This window comes from Microcoleus sp. T2B6, from assembly GCF_036700475.1.
In the GTDB taxonomy this organism is placed as follows: Bacteria; Cyanobacteriota; Cyanobacteriia; order Cyanobacteriales; family Microcoleaceae; genus Microcoleus.
The window spans coordinates 65213-91640 of sequence record NZ_JAUBOZ010000016.1 but is presented as its reverse complement, the minus strand read 5'-3'; the positions used below and the strand labels follow the sequence as shown (position 1 = coordinate 91640).

Annotated in this window: 19 protein-coding genes; 7 read left to right on the top strand and 12 right to left on the bottom strand. The window is 45.6% G+C overall.

The window, feature by feature from the left end; all coding sequences use genetic code 11:
• Positions 1 to 100 precede the first annotated feature (100 nt).
• Positions 101 to 2008, bottom strand: a complete 1908-nt coding sequence (dxs, locus tag QUA00_RS09970; RefSeq protein ID WP_333144337.1) for a 1-deoxy-D-xylulose-5-phosphate synthase — start codon at positions 2006 to 2008, stop codon at positions 101 to 103.
• Between the two features lie 860 nt (positions 2009 to 2868).
• On the bottom strand, positions 2869 to 5010 hold the full coding sequence (locus QUA00_RS09965) for a protein phosphatase 2C domain-containing protein (protein ID WP_333409501.1): 2142 nt from the start codon (positions 5008 to 5010) through the stop codon (positions 2869 to 2871).
• Positions 5011 to 5344: 334 nt separating this feature from the next.
• On the opposite strand from QUA00_RS09965, the gene QUA00_RS09960 reads away from it, so the two are divergent.
• Complete coding sequence (locus QUA00_RS09960; RefSeq protein ID WP_333144335.1) at positions 5345 to 5776, top strand: NfeD family protein; 432 nt, start codon at positions 5345 to 5347, stop codon at positions 5774 to 5776.
• Positions 5777 to 5913: 137 nt separating this feature from the next.
• A complete protein-coding gene (locus QUA00_RS09955) occupies positions 5914 to 6882 on the top strand; it encodes an SPFH domain-containing protein (protein ID WP_333144334.1) in 969 nt (322 codons plus the stop codon).
• A 503-nt stretch (positions 6883 to 7385) separates the two neighbouring features.
• Here the strand turns inward: QUA00_RS09955 and cimA are convergent.
• Complete coding sequence (cimA, locus tag QUA00_RS09950) at positions 7386 to 9044, bottom strand: citramalate synthase (protein ID WP_445305730.1); 1659 nt, start codon at positions 9042 to 9044, stop codon at positions 7386 to 7388.
• A gap of 75 nt (positions 9045 to 9119) precedes the next feature.
• Here cimA and QUA00_RS09945 point away from each other — a divergent pair, with 75 nt between their 5' ends.
• The 4 genes from QUA00_RS09945 (at position 9120) to QUA00_RS09930 (ending at position 11453) form a co-directional block, all read left to right on the top strand.
• Positions 9120 to 9458 carry a 2Fe-2S iron-sulfur cluster-binding protein gene (locus QUA00_RS09945; protein ID WP_333409500.1) on the top strand — a complete coding sequence of 113 codons (339 nt, stop codon included), beginning with the start codon at positions 9120 to 9122 and terminating at the stop codon, positions 9456 to 9458.
• Between the two features lie 296 nt (positions 9459 to 9754).
• On the top strand, positions 9755 to 10864 hold the full coding sequence (thiO, locus tag QUA00_RS09940) for a glycine oxidase ThiO (RefSeq protein WP_333309401.1): 1110 nt from the start codon (positions 9755 to 9757) through the stop codon (positions 10862 to 10864).
• 113 nt (positions 10865 to 10977) lie between these two features.
• Positions 10978 to 11184: a hypothetical protein gene (locus QUA00_RS09935; RefSeq protein ID WP_015177124.1), complete on the top strand. Its 207-nt coding sequence runs from the start codon at positions 10978 to 10980 to the stop codon at positions 11182 to 11184.
• Between the two features lie 2 nt (positions 11185 to 11186).
• Positions 11187 to 11453 (top strand): type II toxin-antitoxin system YafQ family toxin, encoded by a 267-nt coding sequence (locus tag QUA00_RS09930; protein ID WP_190734190.1) that lies wholly within the window; start codon positions 11187 to 11189, stop codon positions 11451 to 11453.
• Positions 11454 to 11554: 101 nt separating this feature from the next.
• Here QUA00_RS09930 and QUA00_RS09925 read toward each other — a convergent pair whose 3' ends face one another.
• A complete protein-coding gene (locus QUA00_RS09925) occupies positions 11555 to 12022 on the bottom strand; it encodes a hypothetical protein (RefSeq protein WP_333162310.1) in 468 nt (155 codons plus the stop codon).
• Between the two features lie 101 nt (positions 12023 to 12123).
• Positions 12124 to 12327, bottom strand: a complete 204-nt coding sequence (locus QUA00_RS09920) for a hypothetical protein (RefSeq protein WP_333144330.1) — start codon at positions 12325 to 12327, stop codon at positions 12124 to 12126.
• Positions 12328 to 12585: 258 nt separating this feature from the next.
• Here QUA00_RS09920 and QUA00_RS09915 point away from each other — a divergent pair, with 258 nt between their 5' ends.
• Positions 12586 to 13701 (top strand): fatty acid desaturase, encoded by a 1116-nt coding sequence (locus QUA00_RS09915; RefSeq protein WP_333409499.1) that lies wholly within the window; start codon positions 12586 to 12588, stop codon positions 13699 to 13701.
• Between the two features lie 736 nt (positions 13702 to 14437).
• Here QUA00_RS09915 and QUA00_RS09910 read toward each other — a convergent pair.
• The 7 genes from QUA00_RS09910 to QUA00_RS09880 form a co-directional block, all read right to left on the bottom strand.
• On the bottom strand, positions 14438 to 14794 hold the full coding sequence (locus QUA00_RS09910) for a hypothetical protein (protein ID WP_333144328.1): 357 nt from the start codon (positions 14792 to 14794) through the stop codon (positions 14438 to 14440).
• Positions 14795 to 15734: 940 nt separating this feature from the next.
• Positions 15735 to 21074, bottom strand: a complete 5340-nt coding sequence (locus tag QUA00_RS09905; protein ID WP_333409498.1) for an AAA family ATPase — start codon at positions 21072 to 21074, stop codon at positions 15735 to 15737.
• Between the two features lie 154 nt (positions 21075 to 21228).
• On the bottom strand, positions 21229 to 22323 hold the full coding sequence (locus QUA00_RS09900; RefSeq protein WP_333409497.1) for an amidohydrolase family protein: 1095 nt from the start codon (positions 22321 to 22323) through the stop codon (positions 21229 to 21231).
• 310 nt (positions 22324 to 22633) lie between these two features.
• The gene (locus QUA00_RS09895; RefSeq protein ID WP_333409496.1) at positions 22634 to 24889 is read right to left on the bottom strand and encodes a TOMM precursor leader peptide-binding protein; all 2256 of its coding nucleotides are present in this window, start codon (positions 24887 to 24889) and stop codon (positions 22634 to 22636) included.
• Positions 24890 to 25127: 238 nt separating this feature from the next.
• Entirely contained in the window at positions 25128 to 25457 is a 330-nt protein-coding gene (locus QUA00_RS09890; protein WP_333144324.1) for a hypothetical protein, read from the bottom strand.
• Between the two features lie 46 nt (positions 25458 to 25503).
• Positions 25504 to 25827 (bottom strand): hypothetical protein, encoded by a 324-nt coding sequence (locus tag QUA00_RS09885; protein WP_333144323.1) that lies wholly within the window; start codon positions 25825 to 25827, stop codon positions 25504 to 25506.
• A 193-nt stretch (positions 25828 to 26020) separates the two neighbouring features.
• Positions 26021 to 26338, bottom strand: coding sequence for a hypothetical protein (locus tag QUA00_RS09880; protein WP_333409495.1), 318 nt, complete (start codon positions 26336 to 26338; stop codon positions 26021 to 26023).
• Positions 26339 to 26428 lie beyond the last annotated feature (90 nt).

Sequence of the window (26428 nt, the reverse complement as noted above, 5' to 3'; positions counted from 1 at the left end):
TAGCTTTGAGGCAGGGGTTTAAACCCCTGCCGTACTGAGGGAAATAGGGTGTTTGTTGACACCCGTGGTGGGGCAGTACCCACCCTACGATTCTAGCTATTTACACGCTAACAGGAGACTGTTTGCGGCTGAATGTTGCTAAGATGCGATCGCACATTTGCGACGGAGTTAATCCCAAACTGGCAAATGATTGTTCAGGCGTTGCATGATCTACTAATGTATCGGTTACACCCAACCGCATCAGTGGCACGAGGACATTATTGTCGAGCAAAGATTCGGCTACTGCTGAACCGAATCCGCCCATCAAACAGCCTTCTTCCATTGTGACAACTTTGCCGATTCGCTGTGCTAAAGGCAAGATTAATTCTGTGTCCAAAGGCTTGACAAAACGCGCATTGATGACGGTTGCTTCAATGCCGTGTTCGCTCAGAATCTCGGCGGTTTGCATTGCCGGATAAACCATTGAACCGTAACCCAAGATCAGCAAATCGTCGCCGTTGCGGAGAATTTCGGCTTTGCCGATCGGCAATTCTTCCCAACCTTCCTCCATCAAAGGCACACCGTAACCATTGCCGCGCGGGTAACGCATGGTGATCGGGCCGCTTGTGTGGTTGATTCCCGTGACTACCATCCGCTGCAATTCTGCCTCATCTTTTGGTGCCATAACTACCATATTTGGCAGGCACCGCAAGAAGGCAATGTCGTACATCCCTTGGTGAGTGGGGCCGTCAGCACCGACAATGCCTGCGCGATCCAAACAGAAGAAAACTGGCAAATTTTGGATGCAAACATCGTGAATTATTTGGTCATAGCCTCGCTGCACAAATGTCGAGTAAATTGCCACAACCGGGCGCATTCCTTCGCAGGCTAAACCAGCGGATAAAGTCACGGCGTGCTGTTCGGCAATCCCGACATCAATGTACTGTTTAGGCAGTTTTTCATGAAGTTTATCCAGGCCTGTTCCGGTTGCCATAGCAGCGGTAATGCCGACAATTTTTGGATTATCTTCTGCTAGCTTGACGAGGGCGTGGGCAAAGACTTTCGAGTAAGCTGGAGGCTTTGGTTTAGTGGAGGGAATGCCTTTGCCCGTGGCTAAGTTAAAGGGATTTTGGGCGTGATATCCTACTTGGTCTTTTTCGGCGATCGCATATCCTTTGCCTTTCACCGTCACCACATGAACCAACACCGGCCCTTGGATAGTATGAGCTTGTTTGAAAGTGGCAATTAACTCTTCCAAATTGTGTCCGTCTACCGGGCCCATGTAAGTAAAGCCTAATTCTTCAATTACGGCTCCAACTTTCGAGACGGCCAAGCGTTTCATCCCTTCCTTGAGGCGTTCCATTTCTGGAGTAAAAGTTTCGCCCACAAAGGGAATGTGTTTGAATTGTTCCTCTAAGTTATCTTTGAGAAACTGCACCGGTGCCGACAATCGCATCTTGTTCAAATAGCGGGTAATTGCGCCGACGTTGGGCGAGATTGACATCTCGTTGTCGTTGAGCACAACTAACAAATTGGTTTTCGGCATATGGCCCGCGTGGTTGATGGCTTCGAGTGCCATGCCGCCCGTCAATGCGCCGTCGCCGATGACTGCTACAGTTTTAAAGTTTTCCCCTTTGAGGTCGCGCGCCATCGCCATTCCTAACGCTGCGGAAATGCTTGTGGAAGCGTGGCCTGCGCCGAAGTGGTCAAATTTGCTCTCGCAGCGCTTGAGATAGCCTGCAACGCCGTCTTTTTGGCGTAGGGTGTGGAATTGGTTGTAGCGGCCGGTGATTAATTTGTGAGGATAAGCTTGGTGGCCGACATCCCAGGTAACTTTGTCGCGATCGAGGTCGAGTGTTTGGTAGAGTGCTAAGGTCAGTTCGACTACACCCAATCCTGGGCCGAGGTGGCCGCCGCTAGCGGCTACAGTTTCTAAATGCTTTTCTCGAATTTGTCGGGCAATTTGTTCGAGTTGATGAATCGAGAGGCCGTGTAATTGGTTTGGGTGAGTCAGTTCGCTGAGATGCATATTTTAAAATCTTGCTCCTGTGAATCAGGACGAATCCTTAACAGATATAGGTTGTGCCTGCGAGGTTGGGTACGCGCAAACGTTAGAATAGTTTAACGGTTATTTGAGAAAAACTGTTAGGCGTAAGATTTTTGTTAGTTTTGGCCTGGTAATTATAGTTAATAAATTGTGCGCCGTCAATCGATTTTCGATTTTCGATTTGAGATTTTCGAGGCGACCCCACGGATAAATGCGGGGGCTTGAGGATTTTCGATTTTCGATTTTGGATTGATTGCACGGATAAATCACGTGGCGGGTACCACCTTTGAAATTCGTGGTCAATATAAAAAAGCTTATGTTGTTAGTTCCTAATCGCTAGTTGTTAGCTGCATGGAGATTTTTAAGCATTTTTAACTGCTTTTTGTAGCGATGGCTGACTTTTTAGCCATCTTGTTTCTGCAAGCGGACTATGATACAAAATCATTAACTGTGATGGAGCATCTCATATTTGTAAAAACACTTCTTCTGGCTCCTTCCTTCTGCCTCTTTCCTCAAAACTCCAATTTCTAGCTTGGCTGCTTTCATTGAGATGCTCCCCTGTGAAGTGTGATTTATATACAGCGTATTCCAGGTTTATGAAGTACACCCCAGAAACCAGGTTTCTTTACAGTTCTCGCATCCTTACTCATTCTGTTCAAAAAACCCGGTTTCTCGCGATCTACATCTAAATGGAATATGCTGTAAATCAATGACCTCTACCAGAAATCATTCCATTTACACTGGGAAAGTTTTCCCGAATTGGGATAGTAGAGAGCTGCGACGCTCGAAGCATTGTTTTGTCAGCTCAAAAGTCGATTCGGGCGACGGCGAGAGACTCTCCCTTACTCCGCTGATGGCAAAGGAGTTTCCGCTTCTTCGGGCGGCGGAATTTCCGCAGGAGTCGATTCGGGCGCCGGCGAGGGACTCTCGCTATCGGGCGGCGGAATTTCCGCAGGAGTCGATTCGGGCGACGGCGAGGGACTCTCGCTATCGGGCGAGGGAGTCTCCGAAGGACTTGGGGCGGGAGTTTCCGGCGGTGGGGGAACTTGTGCGGGCTCTGGCTGGGGGCTTTGGAGGCTTTGCACCCACAAACCTAAACCGCCGCCGGCTAATATCAGCCCCAACACCCCCAGTAGGGGCAGCGGCAGCTTGGAGCGCTGTTTTTGAAAGGGTTCCGGGGCGGGGGAAGTTTCGGGGTACAACAACTGTTTGGACGATTCTGAAAGCTGAGATTCTGGAATCCTCCCGGACTTCTGGAGGGACGCAGCGACGAGGGAAGGCGGCAGCGACACCGAGGGTGACACTGGCGCTGACGCCACCGCTGAGGCCACCGTCGGATCGAACAGTACCAATCTCTCCGGCGACATCCGACAGTGAGTCGCCACCACAGAGGTGTTGTCATAACCGTTTTTCTCGTTGGCGAGACGAATCCAAGACTGAACTGCTGCTTCCAAAGACATTTTGCCCTCAAGCACCTCTGGGGCATAATTCTCCCAAGATTTCTCTACCCAGTCGTTGTCGCTCAAACCGTCGGAACACAGCAGCAGTACGCCTTCCTCTTCGACAATAAATCGCTGAATCGTCGGGCGCAGGAAATCGGCATCCCGCGTTCCCAAAGCTTGAGTCAGGGCTCCTGCATCCGATCGCACTTGAGTCTCCCAGTATAAACAATGTCCTAGCTGGACTTCCCTTGAGGCTACGTCGTCGTCCACAGTCAGCCGGTGACAGTAATTTTTGCCAATCCAATAAGCGCGGCTGTCTCCAACATTGACTAAATAAAGTTCATGACTGTTATTCGAGGGCAAATCCTCGGAAATTTTCACTTTTTGAGGCAACTGGAGGGCCATCACCAAAGTCGTCCCCATCCGCTGCCGCAACTCTTTTCCCTGCTCATTATTTTGAGCGGAAATCACATTATTCACAACTCTGACTATTTCTTCGAGTTGCTTAATTACCATTGTTGGCGTCATCAACTCTTCTTGTTGAGTGATTTCGGCGAGCAAATTTTGGATTAAAGCTTTCATGGACTGGACGGCTAATTGACTGGCAACTTCTCCTCCTTCGTGGCCTCCAACCCCGTCACAAACCATTGTCAAATAAGGAATTAGTTTCTCGCCCCCTGAAGTTTTGCTAAATTGAAAATCAGCAGCAATCGGATAGCAACTGTCTTCATTTTGGGAGCGCTGCGGCCCGGTATCTGTCATGCCGACTACTTCTAAGTGCAGAGGCAATTTAGCGGCTTGTTCTAATAGTAAATCGTTTAGTTCCAGGGCGATCGCGTCGAAATTCATGCTGCTGCGGCGCATAAACTGACAAATTTCTCCGAGTTTCGACTGCACCTCGGGTTGCGCGGATTCCACCAAACCTGACCACACATCTCCCAAATCCCGCAGAGTCGGTACAAAATTTCCCCGGTGCAGTTCCAGCAGGCGTACCCGCCAACCTTCCACCCGCAAATTTTCCGGTACCAGCAAACTCGAAGCGACTCCCTGTTCCGACAGCGGCGTCCACAGTTGGAGCATTTGCCACAGCCAGTATACTTGGCGCGCGCCGGTTGTCCCAGACCAAGCTTGTAAAATAGAAGGATACAGGCTGCCGAAATTATTAATTGGCACATTTTCCAACAACAGCACCTCTGCCGCTTCCGGTGCTTCCCCCAAGGCACAAAAACCGTATACTTCCGGCGTATGCAGCCGTTGGGGATACAAATGCAGGTAAGGCATAATCGTATCCGGCAGTTGTTCCGGGACGCTGGGAGGCAAAGCTGGACGGCTGTCGAGCCAGATTTGGGGTGCAATGACAAAGTATCGATCGGCTATTACCTTACCCGCCGGCACTTCCTCGGCTGCTTGCCCCACCGCCCACACATAGCGATAAATTAAATCCGTTTCGCACGCTGCACAGTGCTGGCGGCCAAAGGTATTGCGGGGATCTGGACAGCTAAGATTCGGGCAATAAATGGGTTCGGAGAAACTGCTGATCATATCGAAATAGTTTGTGTAAAAACATTCTGAAGATATTTGATTCGCCAGCCCAAATTCATGAGCTTGAGAATAAACTGATTTTAGGCCCTATCAATTTCTTAACTGCCTTTGGGCCCCTAGAAATTGTAGTTTCTGCCAGTCTGCACCGGCTAAAATTGTAATCTAAGTTACTAAACTCTGACTTGGAGTACGATGGAAGCCTCAACCTGGTACCACGGCGCGAAAAATCGCTCTGAGGGGCTGCAAGTCGCAAACCCTTGCATAGTCAGTTGTTGGCAATTCTTAAATCTTAAATTTCCAATCTAAGATCTAAATAGTATCACCTATTCTTTTTATGATCTTGACTCCTACGCTCCTTTGGCTGATAGCTGGGTCTTTGCTCTGTTTGGCAGAGATATTTCTCCCCACTGCTTTTGTCGCTTTTATGATGGGACTGAGCGCCTTCGCCGTAGCTGGATGCTCTCTAGTTCTACCTTACGTTAATTTACAAATATTCCTCTGGATGGTATTTTCGACAGTTTTTGTGCTGCTGTCTCGGCGGTTGATACCAAAAGGCACGGCAAGGGCGATCGCAGATTCTCAGGAAGCAAAAACTTTAACAGAAATTCCCCCCGGAGAAGCCGGCCGAGTCATTTATGAGGGGAATTCTTGGCAAGCTCGCTGCGAAGACACGAAGGCCACTATCCCCCCCAACCAAAACGTAATTGTCGTCGGGCGTAAAGGCACTACTCTGATAGTTTTGCCAGAAAATCTCTTGCATTCTTAAACAAAATGTGGAATTGGGAATTGGAAATTGGTAGTTGGGCATTGGGCATTGGGCATTGGGCATTGGGCATTGGCAATAACCAATAACCAATAACCAATAACCAACAGTTAACAATCAACAATTATTAGGAGTCAGTTGTGGAACAAATTTTTTTACTTGTATTTTTAGCACTCGGCGGCTCAGCCCTCGCAGGTTCCGTCAAGATTATCAATCAGGGAAATGAAGCGCTGGTGGAAACTTTAGGTAAATACAGCGGCAAGAAACTGGAACCCGGTTTAAATTTTGTCACGCCGTTTCTCGATCGCGTCGTGTACGAGCAAACAATTCGGGAAAAAGTCTTAGATATTCCTCCGCAAGCTTGTATTACCCGCGATAACGTTTCCTTCACCGTTGATGCTGTGGTTTACTGGCGCATTGTAGACTTGGAAAAAGCCTGTTACAAAGTAGAAAATCTCCAGTCAGCAATGGTAAATATGGTGCTGACTCAAATTCGCGCCGAAATGGGTCAACTGGATCTCGAACAAACCTTTACTGCTCGTTCTCAAATTAATGAAATCTTGCTCAGAGACTTAGATATTGTTACAGATCCTTGGGGAGTGAAAGTAACGCGGGTAGAATTGCGCGATATTATCCCTTCTAAAACTGTACAGGAATCGATGGAATTGCAGATGGCAGCCGATCGACGGAAGCGGGCGGCAATTCTGACATCCGAGGGCGAACGCGAGTCAGCAGTTAACAGCGCCAAAGGTAAAGCAGAAGCGCAAGTTCTGGATGCAGAAGCGCGCCAAAAAGCGACTATTTTGGAGGCGGAAGCTCAACAAAAGGCGATCGTCCTGAAAGCTCAAGCAGAACGCCAAAGTCAGGTTTTGAAAGCTCAAGCTACTTCTGAGGCCTTGCAAATTATCGGCAAAACTCTGCAAAATGACCCCAATGCTCGCGAAGCTTTACAATTTTTGTTAGCTCAAAACTATCTGGATATGGGTCTAAAAATTGGCACCAGCGACAGCAGCAAGGTGATGTTTATGGACCCGCGCAGCATTCCCGCTACGCTCGAAGGAATGCGATCGATCGTTGGGGAAGGTAATAATAATGAGGTGAAAAAATAGGGGAGCATCTCATATTTGTAAAAACAGTTCTTCTGGCTCATTTCTTCTTCGTCTTTCCTCGCAGCAAGAGAGCCTCCTGCCTCAAAACTCAAATTTCTAGCTTGGCTGCTTTCATTGAGATGCTCCCAAAAGTAGGGGAGCATCTCATATTTGTAAAAACACTTCTTCTGGCCAATACGGTTCAGTTAAGCTCGATCCCCCCTAGCCTAGGGCGGGCACGGGGGCACCGCCCCTACAAAGGGGGGGACAAGAAATTACTCTTGCGTCTCCCAACAATCAGGGGGAGTAGGGGGTATGCGAGGGGGATCTCGCCCGGAATAAATAGTTTTAACCCAAGCGTATTGTTCTTCTGGCTCCTTCCTTCTGACTCTTTCCTCCTGCCTCGCAGCAAGAGAGCCTCCTGCCTCAAAACTCCAATTTCTAGCTTGGCTGCTTTCATTGAGATGCTCCCCTTGGTATCTATTTAAACATCGATATTCAGGCAACTTCTCTTCGCCCTCAACCTAATAACTCGACACAGTTAAAACGATCGCCTCCCTATCTCCCAACACCAAACCATACTCCAAACCCTCAACAACCGCTTGATAAGAAGCATCCAAAATATTACCAGAAACCCCCACAGTCGTCCAGCGGTCTTGACCGTTGCTAAACTCAACCAACACGCGAGTTTTAGCAGAAGTTCCCGCACCGGAGTCGAGAATCCGCACCTTATAATCGGTTAAGTTAAAATCAGTAATTGCCGGATAAAAATTCCGCAAAGCCTTCCGCAAAGCCGCATCAAGTGCCGAAACAGGCCCGTTTCCTTCCGCGCATTCCAGAATATCTTGACCGTTAACAGTCACTTTCACTGTTGCTAAAGAATTAACTGTTTCCTCCTTACCTTTATCGCAGTGAACTTGAAAACCTTTGATTTCAAATAAACGCTTGCGCTTTCCCAATGCCTCCCGCATTAACAATTCAAAAGAAGCCTCAGCACCCTCAAATTGATATCCCTGGCTTTCCAAATCTTTCAATTTTTCCAAAATTTGGCGGCAAGCAGGATTTTTGCGATCGAGATCCATTCCAAAAGTGCGGGCCTTCGCCAAAACATTGCTTAAACCCGCTTGATCGGAAATCACAATTCGCCGCCTATTGCCAATTTTTTCCGGTTCTAAATGTTCGTAAGTTAACGGATTTTTCTCAACAGCCGATACGTGAATTCCGCCTTTGTGAGCAAAAGCCGAAAGGCCTACAAAAGGAGCACGATCGTCGGGAGCAAGATTGACAATTTCACTAATCGAGCGGCTTACTTGAGTTAATCTAACTAATTGCTCGTCTTCAATGCAATTCTGACCCAACTTTAGCTGAAAATTAGGAATTAAGGAACATAAATCGGCATTGCCGCAGCGTTCGCCGTAACCGTTTATAGTTCCCTGTACCATCCTCACTCCTTCCCGCACAGCAGCCAAAGCATTAGCAACCGCAACTCCAGAGTCGTTGTGAGTGTGAATTCCTAATTGTAAAGATTTTTCGCGATTAGTTCCTAAAGCTTCTAAAACATCGCGAACAACCTGACTGACTTCGTGAGGCAAAGTACCGCCGTTAGTATCGCAAAGCACCAGCCATTCTGCACCGGCATCGGCGGCTACTTCTAAAGTTTTAATAGCATAATCTCGATTGTGTTTGTAGCCGTCAAACCAGTGTTCGGCATCGTAAATAACGCGCCTTCCCTGACTCCGCAAATATTCAATTGTATCTCGAATCATCGCCAGATTTTCTTCGAGCGAGGTCTTCAAACTTTCAATAACGTGCAAATCCCACGACTTGCCAAACAGCGTCACCCAGCGAGTACCTGCGGACAAAATAGCCTGCAACATTTCATCATTAGCTGCCGTAGTTCCCGGCCGCCTAGTCGAACAAAAAGCTACAACTTCTGCTTGAGTTAGGGGCTGTTCTTTGAGACGCCAAAAAAATTGTACGTCTTTAGGATTCGCCCCCGGCCAGCCGCCTTCAATAAAGGGAATTCCTAAACTGTCTAACTGTCGAGCAATTCGCAGTTTGTCTTCGAGAGATAAGGAGAGTCCCTCGCACTGAGCACCGTCTCGCAGCGTGGTATCGTAGATCCAGAGCCGATTTGTCATGGGAAATTGCGATCGAGAAATTGGTAATATATCACTTACCATATTAGATGAATTTATTTGAATTTAATGCGATAATATATAGGAAAATTAACATAAATCTAACTGGGGTAAATTGCTGTGGTCAAGGTACAAGCGCAAGGAAAAACATTTGAGTGCGATCGCGGAGCCAATCTCCGTGAAGTTTTGCTCAAAAACGGCATTGATGTCTACAACGGCAACGCCAAAGTCATCAACTGCCACGGCCTCGGCACTTGCGGCACCTGCGCCGTCACCGTCGAGGGCGAAGTTTCCGAGCCCCAGTGGCGCGAAAAAGCCCGACTTTCGGTTCCTCCCCATTCTCCCGCCTCCAATCGCCGTTTGTCCTGCCAAACCAAGGTTTTAGGCGATATTAAGGTGACAAAATATGACGGTTTCTGGGGCCAAGGTTCTGAAACTGTCTGGAAACCCCAACCATAGATTTTTTGTTAAGGAAGGTAGATAGGACGATCGCCTTGCCAGATAATCTGTAAGACTTGTGCAAAAATTCTAACTGTAAGGTGCACGCGGGGCACCTTACCATAAAGAAACCCGAGAGGTCAATCGATTTTAGATTTTAGATTTTAGATTTTAGATTGAAGCATTGACCCCACGGATAAATTCGGGGGGCAAGTTTCTCGGATACACGTTTTTTTTTATTTCTGGACGGATGAATCCGGGGGCTTGTATCCTAGATGCTTTCGGTCAAAAAGCTCAGACAGTCCATATAAAAGTTAATGAATTCATCTAAAGATATTCTGATTATTGGCGGCGGAATAATTGGTCTTTCGCTAGCAGTAGAACTGAAATTGCGAGGGGCATCTGTCGCGGTTCTCACCGCCGATTCTAAACCACCGACGGCCCGGGCTGCCGCTGGAATGCTTGCCCCGCAAGCCGAACGAATTCCCCCTAGTCCGATGTTGGATTTGTGCTTGCAAAGCCGCGCACTGTATCCCGCCTGGGTGGAACAGCTAGAAGATATTACCGGATTGAAAACGGGATATTGGCGATCGGGAATTCTCGCACCAGTTTGTCAAAATGAGCCTCAAGAAAAGCCACTTTTGTCAAACCTTAATTATCAATGGTTGGACAGAGATACTGTTCGCCAGCACCAGTTTGGATTAGGTCAAGAAGTAATGGGCGGTTGGTGGTATCCTGACGACGCTCAAGTTGACAACCGCGCTTTATTTCGGACGCTTCAGGCCGCAACTAAAGAATTGCAGATTGAGATTATTCAAGGCAATGCAGGGGAAATTATTCGGCAGGGAAACCGAGTTGTTGGCATTGAAACAACAGCAGGAAAATTGCAAGCAGACCGTTATGTTTTGGCTGCCGGTGCTTGGTCTGAGCAGTTATTGAATGTTCCTGTTTTTCCAAGAAAGGGACAAATGCTGTCAGTATGTGTACCAGAAGATTGTGGAGTTATCCAGCCCCTGCAAACAGTTCTATTCGGGACGGGCATTTATATTGTGCCGCGTCAAGATGGCAGAATTATTATTGGTGCAACTAGCGAAAATGTGGATTTTACACCTGGCAATACGCCTGCAGGAATGCACACTTTGCTAGCAGGAGCGATTAAGTTATATCCCGAATTACAAAATTATCCGATTCTGGAGTTTTGGTGGGGATTTCGGCCAGCTACGACCGATGAGTTGCCGATTTTGGGTGCTAGTGCTTGGGAGAATTTGACATGGGCTACGGGGCATTACCGCAATGGCATTTTGTTGGCTCCGGTGACGGCTAAATTGTTGGCGGATTTGATTGGGAATCAGAACTCAGATCCGTTATTGGCTGCTTTTCATTATTCGAGGTTTCCTGAATCTTGGAAGGTTGAACATGGTAAATAGTGAGATTTTTTGCTTTTTTTAAGACGAGGAAGAGCCTGGAAACGAGAAACGAAAGTCAACCAAAAGGATATTTTTTGCTATAATCAAATCAGCACAATAGGGTTTTGTAAGTTATGACTTTCAGTGATGTGGTCGAGACGATCAAGAATCTTTCTACTGACGAAAAACAAGAGCTTCAACTGTTGTTGAAGCAATATCTCCGGGAAGAACGTCGCGAAGAGATGTATCAAAACTTTAAGTCAGCGCAGATTGAACAACAAAAAGGTGAACTGAAATTTTTCGCTAACATCAATGAACTCAGAGTAATGATAGAGGAATAATCGTGGAAGTCAGTTTCAGTTCTTCATTCAAGCGTGCTTTCAAAAAGCGAATCAAAGGCGATGCTGATTTGGAGGCTAGGTTTTGGCAAAAGCTGGAGCAGTTTATCAGAGATCCGTTTGAACCAAGCTTAAAAACTCATAAATTGTCCGGTAGGCTCAAGGAGTTTTGGAGCTTTAGCGTAGATTACGACGAAAGGGTACTTTTCTACTTTACAGAAGACGGAAAAGCCGTCTTTGTAGATTTGGGAAGTCATGATGAAGTATATTAATCGACAGAACAGTTGCTACAGTAATCTGTATCTGTAGGGTGCATAGTTTACACCTTACCGCTGTAAGTAGCGCGCCAAACCATTTTTTGGTAAGTCTTGAATTAGTTCGCATCCTGTTTTTTGGGTTGGTTTAATTCCCTGCATTTAGCGGCAGCCAAATCGTAAGCATTTTGGTAATCGCTACCGCCTAACATCAAATCCCCGTAATATTCATAAGGTTGATTGCCATAAATCGGCAGCGGGTCGTCTTCAGGATAATCTTCTTTTGATTCTTCGAGGATTGCTTTGAGTTTCTTGACGCTGAAGCGCTGGACTGGGAAGTAATGAATGTCTTGAGCGATGAAACCGAGATGGGGAAAGGTTGGGTCAACAATTCGCTCGTCGAGTTCAATCCAGCTATACTCGATGGGTTTATATGGCACTCCGGGCACAGCTAAAAAGCCTTGAACATAAATCGCGCCCTCGGTGGCTAATGCTGCTTTACAAGCGTTGTCAAAGCAGTTTTTACGGTTGCTTTTGATGCGAGTCGCCATTTCAATAGAAAGCGTCTCATCTAATAGTTCGGTCATAACCCATTTCTAGTCGCGTGTGCGATTAGATTGTAGCAAATCCGAGCTATCTCCGAGCACAAAAAACGCAGGCAATTGCGATCGTCCTTCAAATTATATTCTCAAGGAGTTGATCCAAAATCCTCTGCGCTTCTGGATGTTGTGCCAGCTTTGGTTTCCGGGGCGGGCGGTTTGTCGATCGCCCCTATAGCCCGCCAATAAAAAGTTTTCGCCAGTATCCCAACTTTTGAGCGTGCGATCGAGTTGAGGGTAGATCCCGGTACGGTAAAGTGTGGCACAGACGATGCAAGCAAAAATAGCGGCATACTACATCACCAAAGGTCGATCGTGCAACCAATCAATCATATTAATGCCTTCCGGTGCAGCAATTTGTTCGGCTGCTAACAGGCTTCACAGTTTTTTTTGTAAACAAACCAGAGTTGTGATAACCTCATAAATGTGCAAAAATCGGTTCCCACAAAAAAACCTTTGGAAGAAACGGGGAAAGTCCGGGGTAAATCCGCCACTGTCCCGCAACTGTGATGCTAAGCTAAGCACTTATCCACACACCATAGATATACTGAATGAAAAGCGCGATCAAAAAGTCGGATTTTGTGCTGGCTCCTTATATGAATAGCAACAATGTGAAAGCTACTTGCCAAATACTCAATACAGTTATTCCTTATATATTCTTATGGTTTTTAGCATTTAAAGCTGCTGCTATTTCTGTATTCTTGCTGCCGCCGATAATGGTGTTAATGACACTTTTTTCAGGACGTTGTTTCTCTTTGATGCACGATTGCGGACACTATTCTCTTTTTAGTTCCAAAAAAGTCAATCGCCTTATGGGTTTTCTGCTAGGTATCATCAATGCGATTCCTCAGTACCCCTGGTCGAGGGGGCACGCTTATCACCACAAACATAATGGTAATTGGGATATGTACCGAGGCCCTTCGGCGTTGATATCCACCGAAAAATTTGCGGCGCTAAGTCCATTTAGTCAAAAGATGTATCAGTTACTCAGACACCCATTGATGCTGTTTCCCGGTGGTTTTTTCTATCTAATTATTAAGCCAAGACTCGCGCTGATATTGGGAATTACGGGTTTTATCCGACATATTTTTGCTTGTCTCAAGCAAGATTTTGGCATGGGTTTATCTGCAATTATTGCTTCTTATAAATCCAAACATTGGTATACGACGGCTGAGTTTTGGGATTTACTGTTCAACAATATTTGTGTTCTTGGTAGCTGGATTTATCTGAGCAACTTACTGGGGTTTGGCTTTTTCTGGAGTGTTTACTCAATTGTCATGACCTGTTCTGCAGCGATATTTATCTGTATTTTCTTTGTTCAGCATAATTTTGACGGTTCCTACGCTCATAAAGCAGAAAATTGGGACTATCTTCTGGGCGCAATTGAAGGCAGTAGTTACCTCAAATTACCGAGTATTCTCAATTGGTTTTCTGCTGATATTGCTTACCACAATATTCATCATCTCTCTGAGCGAATACCTAACTATAATCTTCAGGCTTGTCACAATGCTAATATTCACCTGCTGGCTAATTCAAAATCACTGACAATTCGCGATATTCCTGACTGCTTCCAATTCATTCTTTGGGATGCTGCTTCAGATAGTCTGCAATCGATTAAATTGTTTCAACAACAACAAGAAATCCCCTTCAGTAATGTAGCTAATTAAAATCGGTGGGCAATAAATTTGGTTGCTTTTTTATCACCAAAATCCTATGATTAGGGATGCAGCTAGTGGCATAAATTTTAACAGTAACTTTCCTAGTTAAGTAGGTGGTTACAAATAAACATTAGATGGGTCTGGCGGGTTTAACCGGGAGCTATGCTAGCAGCCTGTTATTCTGACAAAACCCGCCCTCCTCGTGACCAGTTTATTTGCACCAACAGGACTTACGCAATGACGCTATATATAGCGCATTAAGGATCTGGCGATCGCCAACAGTCTGACTCAGGCGATCGCTAGATAAAAAGAGAATCAATGTGTGTTTGAATTGAGGAGTCAACTAAATAAATTTCAGCTTAAGAGAGGCATGTTTAAGCTCTTGGCTGAGGTAATCTGCTAACAAACTAGCTTTTAACTGATACCAATTTTCAAAAATCATGCAACAGTAGCTAGGGCTGACAAAATGTAATCCCATCCAGTTATAGATGCTATTGTCTCTGTATAAAATTCTTTAAGATAAGCGCAAACTTTTTCTTTAATACCATATCAATCATCATAAATGTCCCAACTCAGTTCTTGTTTAATGTGCTGCTATACTCTTTCGATTGGATTCAATTCAGGGCCTCCGGGTGGTTGGAATATCAAGATAACATGAGCGGGTATTTTTAGCTTACTACCATGATGAAATCTCCCATTATCTAATTGGATAAGATTTAAATTATCCGGATATGGTTCTGCTAATTTAGCTAAAAATATTTGAAAGCAGAGACCCAGAAAAATGTGAGAACTCTAACCAAAAACTTTCTCCAGTTTTCGGGGCAACTGGCCCATATAAATAGAAGGCTTTAAAATTCCATTGAACTTTACCTTTTGGCTTAACTCCCAAAGCTGTAATTGTTTTTCTCTCAATCGTTTTTAAGCCAATTCTAGTTTCATCTTGAGACCAATCCTTGACCCCATTTTTTGCTGGATTAGGAGTCTTAGACTCCAACCATAAAGGCATTTTCAGCAATTTATTGAGTGTATTTTTGAAAGCGATAGCTGCTTGCTCATTTTTTTTATACTCTTTGCGTCTTGGTACTTTTAGTTTAGCTTTCATTCGATAGTGTAAGTGTTTGTATAATGTGTGATAATTGAGTGATATTTTATAGTTGTTTTCCACCCATTTCGCAATTTGCTTATAACTCTTGAATTCACAGGACTCATCACTTAACTTTTTTGACAATCCAGCTATTACGCCCTGCAAGAATTACTCGCGGTCTACCCGTTGATTGCCGTATTCCTAACAATCCTGATAGACCGCCAATACTATATTTTTTCAACCATCTATAGCGGTTCTCAAGCGTGGTGAGGTATGCCCTATGCCCACGGAGGCCACGGAGGCCTATGCCCATGAGTACCTCATCTTTCTGAGAAAGGCTATATGTACAGTAACTCTATGTACCCCTAAACGTTCAGCTACATCTGTCAGACTTAGACTATAGCCAGCTTTTAAGCAATAAAGTGCGTGGATTTTTTGTCGATTAATTACAGTTCGTTGTTGTGACAAAATTATTTTCAACTCCTTGACTGTTGCATCACTTCTTTCTTGATATAGCAATCCTAAATCATTTGTAAAAATATGTAGGGGTAGTGCTACCCCTACTCCCCGTGCCTACCCCAGTCAAGGCGGGGCAACCGGGCGTGGGGAGAGCCCCTACAAGAATTACACGAATCATTTAGGATTGCTATAGTTGACCTTCATAAAAAATCCCTGAATTTTCTGACATTGTTGCACTTATTTGGTTAAATTGTATCAATTCACTTGTGTCATGTGAATAGGGTATTGAGCCGAGATATGTGTAAAAAAGTGCAACATTAATCGCAATGCCTTATCAGGTAAAGGTTTGAAGTGCTACTTTGCGGTTGATGACAGCTTCGCTATTTTTAGGCCTTCTTGGCTCGCATTTTCAATCACCCAATCTGTACGGTAAGGAATAGCTGCCTCCATGACTTGATGAATGAGCCGAGAATGAAACAGCCCAGTCTCCCCGCCGAGGCTACTTCTGCTTAAGTATCACTAAGGTAATATCATCAAACACTTTTTGTGCGCCGATGTAATAGCGCAAGTCATCAATCGCAGCTTGGCGGATTTCTTCAGCAGTGCGATCGCGATTTCGGCAGATGGATTTTATCAGTGGTTCCATACCGTATAACAAGCCTTGTTCATTTCTCGCTTCTGTAATTCCGTCCGTGTAAAGCACCACCACATCTCCCGGATTTAAGTGGACTTCAGTTGATAGAATGAAATCGGCAATCTCTGAGTCTAAAGCGATCGGGAAACCTAAATCTATCGTATCGATTCGTTCCACTTCGCCACTACACCGCACCACAATCACCTCTTCGTGCTGTCCGCTCAAGCGCAGAGTCCCCTCCTCATAGTCTAGCAAACAAAGGCTGAGATTTTTCTCGCAATTCATGCGGTTTACATTGTCATAAAGAGTGCGATTGATGGCATTTAAAAATCGCACGGGGTCAGTTTCATTGTTCACCATTAGCGTTCGCACGGCAGTTTGCGCCATAATCATTAAAACGCCGCTTTCTAGTCCGTGTCCCGTTACGTCGCCGATGCCAATTTTGATGCGATCGCCGTATTGTAGTACATCGTAGTAATCGCCACCTACTTCGTCGGCGGGTTCCATAAAACCAGCAATATCAAGTCCGGGAATATTACTGAGTTCGCTCTCTTTCGGCAAAATCATTTGTTGCAGTCGGCGCGTTACGTCTAGCTCAGCACTCATTCGGATATTGTCAGCTTTCAGACGCTCGTTAAGCACCGTAATTTCTTGGTTGGCTGATGCTAATTGGGCAGTGCGTTCATCGACTTTTTGTTCTAAAGTGCGATACAGAATGGCATTTTCAAGGGAGATAGCTGCTTGAGAAGAAATGATTTTCACAACTTCCAGGCGTTCTGGTGTAAAAGCACCGCTCGCGATGTTATTTTCTAAGTAAAGAATGGCGGTGAGTTTGCCTTGATTAACGATGGCGCTACACAAGATTGATTTGGGTTGGTGGGCTATAATGTAAGGATCTGTGGTAAAAATCCCTTCGCGCGTGGCTTCGCTTAAAACCACATTTTCTTGAGTGCGAGCGACGTAATTGATTATCGCCAAGGGGAGATTTTCGCTGCTAGAAACTGGAAGAGATTGCAGCACTTGGGCTTCGCGCTCAATTTCTCCTTGTGCTTGAATTTTTAAAATTCCGTTGTCGGAGAGAATGAGGAAGCCTTTTTGTGCCCCGGCATTTTCGAGGACGAGGTTCGTCAATTTGGCGAGCAATTTATCTAAGACAATTTCCCCGGCAATAGCTTGAGCAGCTTTCACGACTGTGGCTAAATCTAGCCCTTCGCCGGAACTGCTGCCTGTAGTGGAAATGGTTGTTTGGGTGACTTTCGTAGAGCTAGTTGTTGAGGTGAGAAACTGAGGATATCGCGCTTCTAAGTCTTTGACTTTGGCAAGGGCACCCCAAGTCTGGTAAGCGTAGCGAGCATCTTGGAGATAGTGAGCAGCAACGTGGCTTTGGTTGCGCCAGAGGTAAAATCGTCCCGCGAGTTCGTAGGCGAGAGCTTCTTCGTTGAGATATTCATTTTCGCGGGCGCAGGAGATAGCAGAGTCATAATATTCTCTGGCATCTTTATAGTTGCCCAGAACTCTGGCGCGTTCCCCTTCGACGAGGTAATATTTGTGCAGGTAATTCATAGGAGCGTAACTCGCCCACATTTTCATTTTTTCCTGGTTGGCAGCAACCTTTTCCAGAAAATCCTCTTTTTCGGACTCGGGAGTATCAGCAAATACTGCCAGCAGTGCTAGAGAATGATAGAAATGGAAAATAGCGACAGATGACGTAGCTAACATAGCATCTAAATAATTTTCTGCAATGGCCGCATTTTCTAGGGCTTCGCCGTAGTTTCCAAATAAATAACAGAGGATAAGTTTGTGTAAATGCAAGTCACCAATTCCGTATCTGTCTTGGTTTTCCTGCATCCTTGGCAACATCTTTACTTCGTCATAACTTTCGCCAATTAATCGACAGGTGTTTTCTGATTTTCCACTCAAATTTAAGACGACTTGCCAATATCTGTTGAGATAAGTCAGAATTAGATTCTGATTGATATTGGATATTGCCTGACTGTATTTGCCCATTTCCCGTTCGACCTCGACCAGTTCCTTGCCCATCCAGTATAAATGACAAGAATAGCCGTAAGCATTAAAGGCAGCAAATAGCAAGTCTCCAGTTTCTAAGCCACTTTGGTATCCTTCTAAAAAAGGTTTAAGTATTTCTCTGAAGTGTTCTTTCCAAATTACCGAAAAATAATAAACTAAGAATATCACCGCCGATTTGATTTTTTTGCTATTGAATTTCTCTACCAACTTCAATGCAAGTTTCGCAAATTGATAGCCAGACTCTATATCGAAGACGACACCACACAGAACTATTCCGTAAGATCCATAACCTTGAGCGGATAGAGGCGTATTGCCATATTTGACCGATAAATTGACCATTTGCAGGGCACACAGTGTGAAGAGTCCGGAGTTCCCGTCATAGGCTGGATGTATGACATCAAACAGGATATCCATTGCTGCCCGCTTTTCAGGAGCGGTCATCTCTGGCAGGTCAATGAGATCCTCAATTTGCTTGCCTAGCCAAGCCGCTTTTGTTTCTTCTATAGCTTGTCCGATGTCTGCTAAACTTGGGTTTTCCGGTAGCGCGATCCCCAACTGAGCTAAAATTTCGAGTCCGCTACGCATTGCTTCTGGTAGTTGATGCTGGTTTGCATAACCCAGTACGGTTACTCTGTAGATTCTTACTTTGTCGAGTACAGTTTTGGCGCGATTTTTCACTACAGAAGCTAATCGCTCCATCTGCTGGAAGTTGTCGCTGAGATAAGCTGCTTCTGCGGCTTCTACGTGCAGCGCTAGAATCAATTCATACTGGCATTCCCAGCTATTTTCTTCTAATAAGCTCAAGCCAACTTGCAAGTAATTGAAGGCGGGTTGATAGGCTGCTGATGCCTTGGCTTTTTTGCCGGCTGTCAGGTTAAGCTGAGCTAGCTCGTCTTGCTCGGCTTGACAGGAAATGCGATCGCCCCCTTGATTTAGTTGGTTGACGATATCAAATATTTTTTGCTCTCGCTTCTGGGGCGGTGTATTCCGTAGCAGCAGTTGCCCCACTTGCCAATGCACAACTTTTTTGTCTGCTTCGGGAATGAGGGAATAGGTGGCTTGCTGAATGCGATCGTGGGCAAATTTATACTCAACTTCTATCTCTTCTGCTAACCCCTGCACGTCAAGTTCTATCAACTTGTAGGCATCGCTGATGGGTAATATCAGACCTTCTGCGATCGCTTCCCACAAATCAATCGCTATTTCTCGCGGCGATTTTTCAGAGACAATTGCCAACGTTTGGAGATCGAACTGGTTGCCAATACAGGCAGCTAGCTTCAAAGCTTGCTGCGTTGAAAGCGGTAACTTCTGCACCTTGCCCGCCATCAACTCTACGACATTATCGGTGATGTTCTGCGCTTGAATCTGCTGCAAGTCCCACTGCCAGCCCCCAAGCTGAAAATCAAACTTCAGCAGTCCTTCGCTGTACAGAGATTTCAAAAACTCATTAATGAAGAAGGGATTGCCATTGGTTTTGGTCTGCACCAATTCTGCCAAAGGCATAGCCGTTGCTAAGTCATAGTTGAAAGAGTCGGCAATCAACTGACTGACATCAGATAACTCCAATGGTTTTAAGGTTATTTGACTAACAATTCCCTCAGCTTGACGAATCTCATCCAGTGTCAGCATTAGGGGATGAGCATCGCTCACTTCGTTATCTCGATACGCGCCAATAACAAACAAATATTGACTTTCTGAGCCTGTCATCAGCCACTGAATTAATTTTAAAGAAGCGCCATCACTCCATTGCAAATCGTCCAGAAACATCACCATTGGATGTTCTGGTCGAGCCAACACCCGAATGAAGTTTTGAAACACTAAATTAAAGCGATTTTGGGCTTCTGCTGGAGCCAGTTCGGGGACTGCTGGTTGAGTGCCAATAATCAATTCCAATTCGGGAATAACCGCAACGATTAACTGACCGTTCTCACCAATAGCTGCTAACATTTTTTCGCGCCACGCTACTATCTGAGATTCGCTTTCGGTCAGCAATTGCGCCACTAAAGAGCGAAAGGCTTGTACCAGCGAGGCATAGGGAATATCTTTCTGATATTGGTCGAATTTTCCAGAGATAAAATACCCGCTTTGCCGCGTAATTGGCTTGTAAACTTCCTGTACCAAAGCCGACTTGCCCATACCAGAATATCCCGCTACCAGCATCATTTCAATTGGGGATTTGCGATTGGGGATTTGCGATTGGGGATTTTCATTTTTTTGTATGCCTGCGACTCGATCGAAGGCGGCGAGTAGCATTTCCACTTCTCGCTCTCGTCCGTACAACCTTTGCGAAATTTGGAATTTGCTGGAAAAATCCTGCTGACCTAGAGGGAAAGGCTCGATGCGCTGCGATCGCTCCCATTGCCTATAACATTCCTCTAAATCTGCCTTAACGCCATAGGCCGATTGATAGCGGTCTTCGGCATTTTTAGCCATTAGCTTGATGACAATTTCTGACAGAGGCTGGGGAATATCTGCGTTGAGTTGGTGAGGTGGGGTAGGGTGTTTAGCAATGTGCGAATGCACCAACTCCATCGCATCGTCAATCTGGAAAGGCAATTGCCCTGTTAGCAACTCGTAGAAAGTTGCTCCGAGCGAATAAAAATCTGTACGATAATCGAGCGCTCGGTTCATTCGCCCTGTTTGTTCAGGCGAGATATAGGCGAGCGTTCCTTCTAAAACATTCGGGTTTCGCAGCGTGGGATTTTCTCGCGAGAGAACTGTAGAAATACCAAAATCAATAATTTTTAATTGTCCAGTTTTGGGATTAAAGACAATGTTAGAAGGGTTAATATCTTTGTGTATAACTTGCTGCTGATGCACTTGAGCAAGGATGTCTGCAATCTGAAGGGCAAGAGACAAAAACTCGCTCAGCGTGAAGGGCTGACTCTTTCTTAACTGCTGGAGGGATTCGCCGCCAAAATCTTCCAGTACGATTACCCAGCGATTTTGGTAGCTTTCCAGGTTTAAGGGATTTACGACTCCCGCCAAATTCAATTTTTGGAGGATTTCATATTCCCGCTTGAACCAGGCTATTTTTTCCGGCGGCGCATAGGCTTGTTTGAGCACTTTGAGGATAACGGGCTGGTTATCTGTTGGGCTGCATCCGCGATAGATTAGTGAGTTGGCACTTTCGTAAATTTCTTGGGTAATTTGGTAGCCGGAAATTGTGAGCGTCATTGATTTGTTCCTTACTTCATTATCCCTATAGAGACATCTGTTTCATTCTCAGGAAAATGAGGATTTTGTATGGTTGTACCCCCGTGCCGACTCCGCTTGACTAACGGAGGAAATAGGCGTTTTCGGCATTGGGGCAACTACGGGGGGTTTGGCCCTACAAATTTTCACCCTCAAGTCCGTAAAAGCGAAAGGGGTTGTCCCAGAGGATTTTTTTTACGGTTTTTTCGGATATGCGATCGCTCAACGCTACAACTTCCCCGATAACGTCTGGGTGGTGATCGATGTGAGGGAAATCAGAACCGAAGATCAGATTATCCGTGCCGATGTAGTCAATTGTCTCAGCTAAATAAGGCTCAGAAGGTTCAAAGGAGATGAAGCACTGACGGCGAAAATATTCTGAGGGCTTCATTTTAACATGATCTTTGACTTCCCAGCCTAAGTCGCAATACTCGCGATCGAGCCGCCACAACCAGTAGGGCAGCCACCCGCAACCAGACTCCAGAAAGCCCACCCTGAGTTTGGGGTGACGTTCCAACACTCCTCCTTCGATGAGGGTCAACAGCGCCATCATCTGTTCCATTGGATGCGAACAGGCGTGCATGGCAAATCGGGTGTTAAACCGATCCGATCCGGTGGTTGGGAGTTGGGAATGAGTGCCTTCGTGGAGGCTGACGGCAATCCCCAACTGCTCGCATTCGCTCCAAAATGGCTCGTAAGCGGGGTCAGAAAGCAGCCGTCCCTTGACTGGGTTGGGGCGCAAAAACACGGCTTTCCATCCAAATTCTGCAATGCGGCGCAGTTCTGGCACCATTTCTTCGGGAGCGTGGAGATTAATCGCACCGACTCCTCTAAGAATCTGGGGGTCATAGCTGCAAAAGTCTCGCAGCCAATTGTTGTAGGCGCGGGTAAATGCACCTGCCAGTTGTGCATCCATTGTATCGACGGCAAGCAGCCACAGTCCCATTGTGGGATACAAAAATGCGATATCAGCTCCCATTTTCGCGATCGCCTTTACCTGAGAATAGGGATCGTAGCGATCGATTCCGTAGCTGGTGAAATCCCGGATTGCCACTTTCAGCCCTTCCTCTTGGTGTTGGCGGGTTATCTTCTGATAAATCGGTTGACCATCAACTTTTAGATCGAGCGATGGTGCCCGGTTTTTAAAGGCTGGTTCGAGGTAATTTTTCCACAGATCGATCGGCTCTAAAACGTGGCAATCTGCATCGATAATTTGATAGGGCTTCAACATAGATTATTGAGATTTTTGAAATGTGAAAACATTTATAGGGGCAATCCCCCCGTGTATTGGTGTCAACTTAAGCTGAAAGCCCGCCAGGGGTTTTAACCCCTGGCTAATAGCTTAAGTCCTCTGAAGAGGACTAATAAATTTGAGAGTTTTCTTCAGTCCTCTTTAGAGGACTTTAGCTATGAGACAGGGGTTTTAACCCCTGTCGGACTGCGGGTTTAACCTTAATGTTGACACCTATGGGGCAAGGGGCGTCGCCCCTACAATTTTACACAAATGATTTAAAATTGCATTAACCATAAGCCTAAACCTCTCAGAAAAAAGCTGGGAGGGGATTCAAATTTTCCTCAGTCAAAGCTTTAGCTAGCCAACCCATTTTAACGGGTACATCGTACAGCCGACCTGCACCCAATCTAGGCCAAAAATGCCGCAGTCCGGGTACAATTACTTTAACAACAGATAAGCCTAAATCAGGGCGGCTTTGGTCTAAAACAATTGTTTCTAATCCGTTCGCTCTGGCAATTTCTACGCAGTTCATTACGTCTGTATAAAGATCGTCGCTCCACTGTTTGAGATAGTCTGCGGGTGTTTTTGAGGGGGCTGTTTTGTCTGGCAACAAATAGGGGTGTTGAGCGACTGTTGCACTCTTCCACCATTCGATCGCTTCTCGGTCGCGATCGCGATCGGCACTCTTTGGATCGAGTATACCAAAAAACGCAGCAGGCAGCGATTGATTCAGTTCGGTTAAGGCCCGTAGCAGGGCTATTTGCGGGTCAAAATGTGCCCCGAAACCCATAATAATATTCTCTTCCTCGCGGTCATTGCGGCGCGAAATAGCGGCAAATACGGGAATGTTTAAATCGCTGGTAAGGTCGAGTACCCAGAGGTCGCGCTGAAGCGTTTTGTAATGCGCCTCTATTTCCTGAAAATACGGCTCGTCAAAGCTGGAAAGCTCCGCTGCAGGTTTTTTCAATCGGTTATACCACCACAGGGCAATACTGTCTCGTTCTACTAATTCCATGAAGCCTTGCAGGATTGCTTCTTCTAAGTAGTTTCCGGCGGCGCATCCATTGGAGTTGGCAACCGCAAAGGGGGCATGATATTTTTGGGAATAACCGCTGTAACAGTAGGCAGTGGGGATGTATCGAGGCGCGTTGTGAGTTAACGACCAAGCTGGACTCCACTCGATTTCCACCTCTTCGTTGAATGGTTCTGGAATCCAGTTAAATCTGATGCGATCGCTATTCAATTGCTCGCGATTTGAAAACTGCTTTTCGCTAAAAAGCATACAAGTATTTGGGTGAATTGCGACACTCCCCAAGTCTTTTAACTTCCCTCTAATTCTGGCTTCATCTCCTTGAAATGCGATGGAGTAGCGCTCGATTGCTTCGCTCAAGGCGCTGACTTTTGCCTGAGTGTCGCTTTTTCCCTTACCGTAAGATTCGCTACGCAGGCTTTCTTGCAATTCATTTAAGTCTGCGATCGCGCCGACTAAACTGTAACCGGCACGGTAGGAAGTTGTCAGTCCGTTTTCTTCCTCCCAGGTAGAAATTCGCTGAAGAATGCTGATAATGCCAGTAATTGGGCTGACGTGATGCTCTAAGTTTTTCAAGGTTTGTTGTGGCGAGATGCAGCGGTGTCCGCCATCGCGAGTAAAAGATTTCTTACGACTAGAAAGAGCGATGGGTGCTGATTGTTTGGCTGCGAAATCTTGGGGGTTTCCGCAGCACGGACAATGGGGACGCTGCACGAGAAAGTGATGGCGTTTTTCTAGAGAAAGCGCGTTTAAGGTGATGATATTGCTTTCGAGAGATTCGCTGCGATCGCAGGCGATCCATTTAGCAAGTTCGGTGGCGGCGATGCCGTAGGCTGTAGCTAGGGTTGATGGCAATACAGACAAAGAAGTGGGGAAGGATGCGGTGTTTTTTTGGTTTTGCAGGTAATTTTCTACTTTGCGGTGCGATCGCAGTCGGTGCGCTAGGCATTCCCAGCAGCCAGTTTTGCCGGGGATAAAAATCGGGCCGATCCAAATTTCTGTTCCTAATGGTTTGACGAGCATCCAGGGGCGATCGTTCTGCAAGGCTTTTTGATTAATTTCTTCTAAATCTTCTTGCAGGTAATCGTCGGTTAGCACCACCGAGCGATCGCTATTTTCGCCGAGTTTAACTCCCACAGATGCGATCATTTCTTTGAATGGTTCGGTGTCGATTTCACCCAAGGAAATTACAGAAACAATCGCTTCCTTGAGGCGTTTTTCAGCTATTTCTGGATCGACTTTTAGCATTTCCCAAAAAGCAGCTTTTTCGGCGGACACGGAGGGAGCGGCATCTGTAATATAGCCTTGACTTTGCAGGCGATCGAGCAGATAGAATATTTCGACAAAAGAGAGTCTATCTTGCAGAGTCTCTATAATTTCTTCTAAGGTGTGTTTACCGTCTAGAAGCGGTGCAAGCTGAATGTAGGCATCTCCCCGTAACAAAAAATGGTCTTTTTCGGCAAGTAAAAATACGCCTTCAGAAGGGACTATTTCGCAGCGAAAACAGGGCTTAAACCTCGGCAGACGCATCATTGTTTAAATAACTATTGTTTAAATAACTCATGTCAGAGATTAGTGCAAATTTTTTATATTTTATTTCCGCCAAAAAACTATCTCTTCTTTCGTGCTTTAGGCTCTAGGGGCGCATAGCCATGCGCCCCTATGGAGAAGGCATATCTGGTAGGAGTAAGTCAGGGCTAATTTTACGCGCGATCGCTAATTCAAAAAATATGTCTTGAGAATTAGCGTTTTAAAATACCAAATCCGATCTTCAACATACTCTGAGAATTCCGTACAATCCGTCTTGCTTGGCATAGCCATATAGCTGTTCCTCGCTTAAATCCCCCGTTGTTAAACTTTCTGGCAGGGGAGGAAGGGCTAAAAAACCCTCTTCCGAGTCAGGGGCATCTACATATTTGAGGATAGTCTGGCAAGCTTCTGCTAGCTTTTCAGGTGAGCGAGAGTTGGCGATTTCACTAATTGTTTGTCTCGGATCTTTGTTCAGTTTTCGCAGAAAGTCTTTATTGTCGTGTTTCCAAGCATGAGCAAAAACCCGTGCCCAGGCATCTCGCAACTCTGGCGGACAAGGAGTGTTTATCATTATTTTTCTCTTTTCATGCGTAGGTCGTGCAAAATTTTTAGGCCTTTCAAGTATGTCTCATAATTCCGTACAACTCGCTTTGATTGGCATAAGCATAGAGTTGTTCTTCGCTCAATCCTTCTAATCCCTCTGGTAGAGTCGGCAGCGATATGAAACCATACTCGCAGTAGTCGTCATTTACATATTCGAGAATCGTCGCACATGACCCTAATATACTTTCAGGTTTACCAGAGTTTACAACATCACCAATTGTTTGCCTTGGATCTTTCCTCAGTTGGTGCAGAAATTCCTTATTATCCTTATGCCAAGCATGACCAAAAAGACGGTTCCATGCTTCAGCTAAGTCTGGAGGATACAGGGGTTTGTCCATAATTTACCTCTCAGCTAATGGTCAAATAGAGCACTTGTCGATAAAACCTATCGGCTGATGACAGCCTAGTACGGAAATATCTTTAAGTCAAGATACAATTTACATAAATTTACGCCAACTGCACGTTATGAATCCGGAAATAAATTTCCGGGCTGGCTATAGAGCGGAGCGAGAATGCTACAAGATATCCGATTTAAGTGAATCTCATAAGCCCAAATAATCCACCTTGATTGGCATATCCATAGAGTTGGTCATCGCTTAAAGTATCTAGCTCCTCCGGTAGATTGGGAAGCGGGAGAAAACCCTCTTCTGAGTCTGGCGAATTTATATGCTCGATGATAGTCGCACAAGCTCCGCTCAGTTTTTGAGGATTTCCAGAGTTTACTACATTATTGATTGTTTGTTTTGGATATTTTCTCAATTGCCGCAAAAACTCTCCATTTTTCCAAGCATAGGCTATGACCTTGGCCCACGCAGCCTGTAGGTCTGACGGGTACAGACTCTTAGTCATAATTTACCTCTCTTTAGGTGTTGGTGTTGCGAAATAGTTAGACAGACTATTTTGCGCTAAAAGCTTGTCGTCCTAAATTTATTAAGGAAA

Bases quoted from the DNA above. Each gene is read 5' to 3' on its own strand.
- thiO (WP_333309401.1), top strand. From the start codon at position 9,755: ATGAATTCATCTAAAGATATTCTGATTATTGGCGGCGGAATAATTGGT.
- QUA00_RS09900 (WP_333409497.1), bottom strand. From the start codon at position 22,323: ATGTTGAAGCCCTATCAAATTATCGATGCAGATTGCCACGTTTTAGAG.
- dxs (WP_333144337.1), bottom strand. From the start codon at position 2,008: ATGCATCTCAGCGAACTGACTCACCCAAACCAATTACACGGCCTCTCG.
- QUA00_RS09895 (WP_333409496.1), bottom strand. From the start codon at position 24,889: ATGATGCGTCTGCCGAGGTTTAAGCCCTGTTTTCGCTGCGAAATAGTC.
- QUA00_RS09920 (WP_333144330.1), bottom strand. From the start codon at position 12,327: ATGCCGCTATTTTTGCTTGCATCGTCTGTGCCACACTTTACCGTACCG.
- cimA (WP_445305730.1), bottom strand. From the start codon at position 9,044: ATGGTAAGTGATATATTACCAATTTCTCGATCGCAATTTCCCATGACA.
- QUA00_RS09965 (WP_333409501.1), bottom strand. From the start codon at position 5,010: ATGATCAGCAGTTTCTCCGAACCCATTTATTGCCCGAATCTTAGCTGT.
- QUA00_RS09890 (WP_333144324.1), bottom strand. From the start codon at position 25,457: ATGATAAACACTCCTTGTCCGCCAGAGTTGCGAGATGCCTGGGCACGG.
- QUA00_RS09885 (WP_333144323.1), bottom strand. From the start codon at position 25,827: ATGGACAAACCCCTGTATCCTCCAGACTTAGCTGAAGCATGGAACCGT.
- QUA00_RS09910 (WP_333144328.1), bottom strand. From the start codon at position 14,794: ATGAAAGCTAAACTAAAAGTACCAAGACGCAAAGAGTATAAAAAAAAT.
- QUA00_RS09960 (WP_333144335.1), top strand. From the start codon at position 5,345: ATGATCTTGACTCCTACGCTCCTTTGGCTGATAGCTGGGTCTTTGCTC.
- QUA00_RS09915 (WP_333409499.1), top strand. From the start codon at position 12,586: ATGAAAAGCGCGATCAAAAAGTCGGATTTTGTGCTGGCTCCTTATATG.
- QUA00_RS09935 (WP_015177124.1), top strand. From the start codon at position 10,978: ATGACTTTCAGTGATGTGGTCGAGACGATCAAGAATCTTTCTACTGAC.
- QUA00_RS09905 (WP_333409498.1), bottom strand. From the start codon at position 21,074: ATGACGCTCACAATTTCCGGCTACCAAATTACCCAAGAAATTTACGAA.
- QUA00_RS09880 (WP_333409495.1), bottom strand. From the start codon at position 26,338: ATGACTAAGAGTCTGTACCCGTCAGACCTACAGGCTGCGTGGGCCAAG.
- QUA00_RS09925 (WP_333162310.1), bottom strand. From the start codon at position 12,022: ATGACCGAACTATTAGATGAGACGCTTTCTATTGAAATGGCGACTCGC.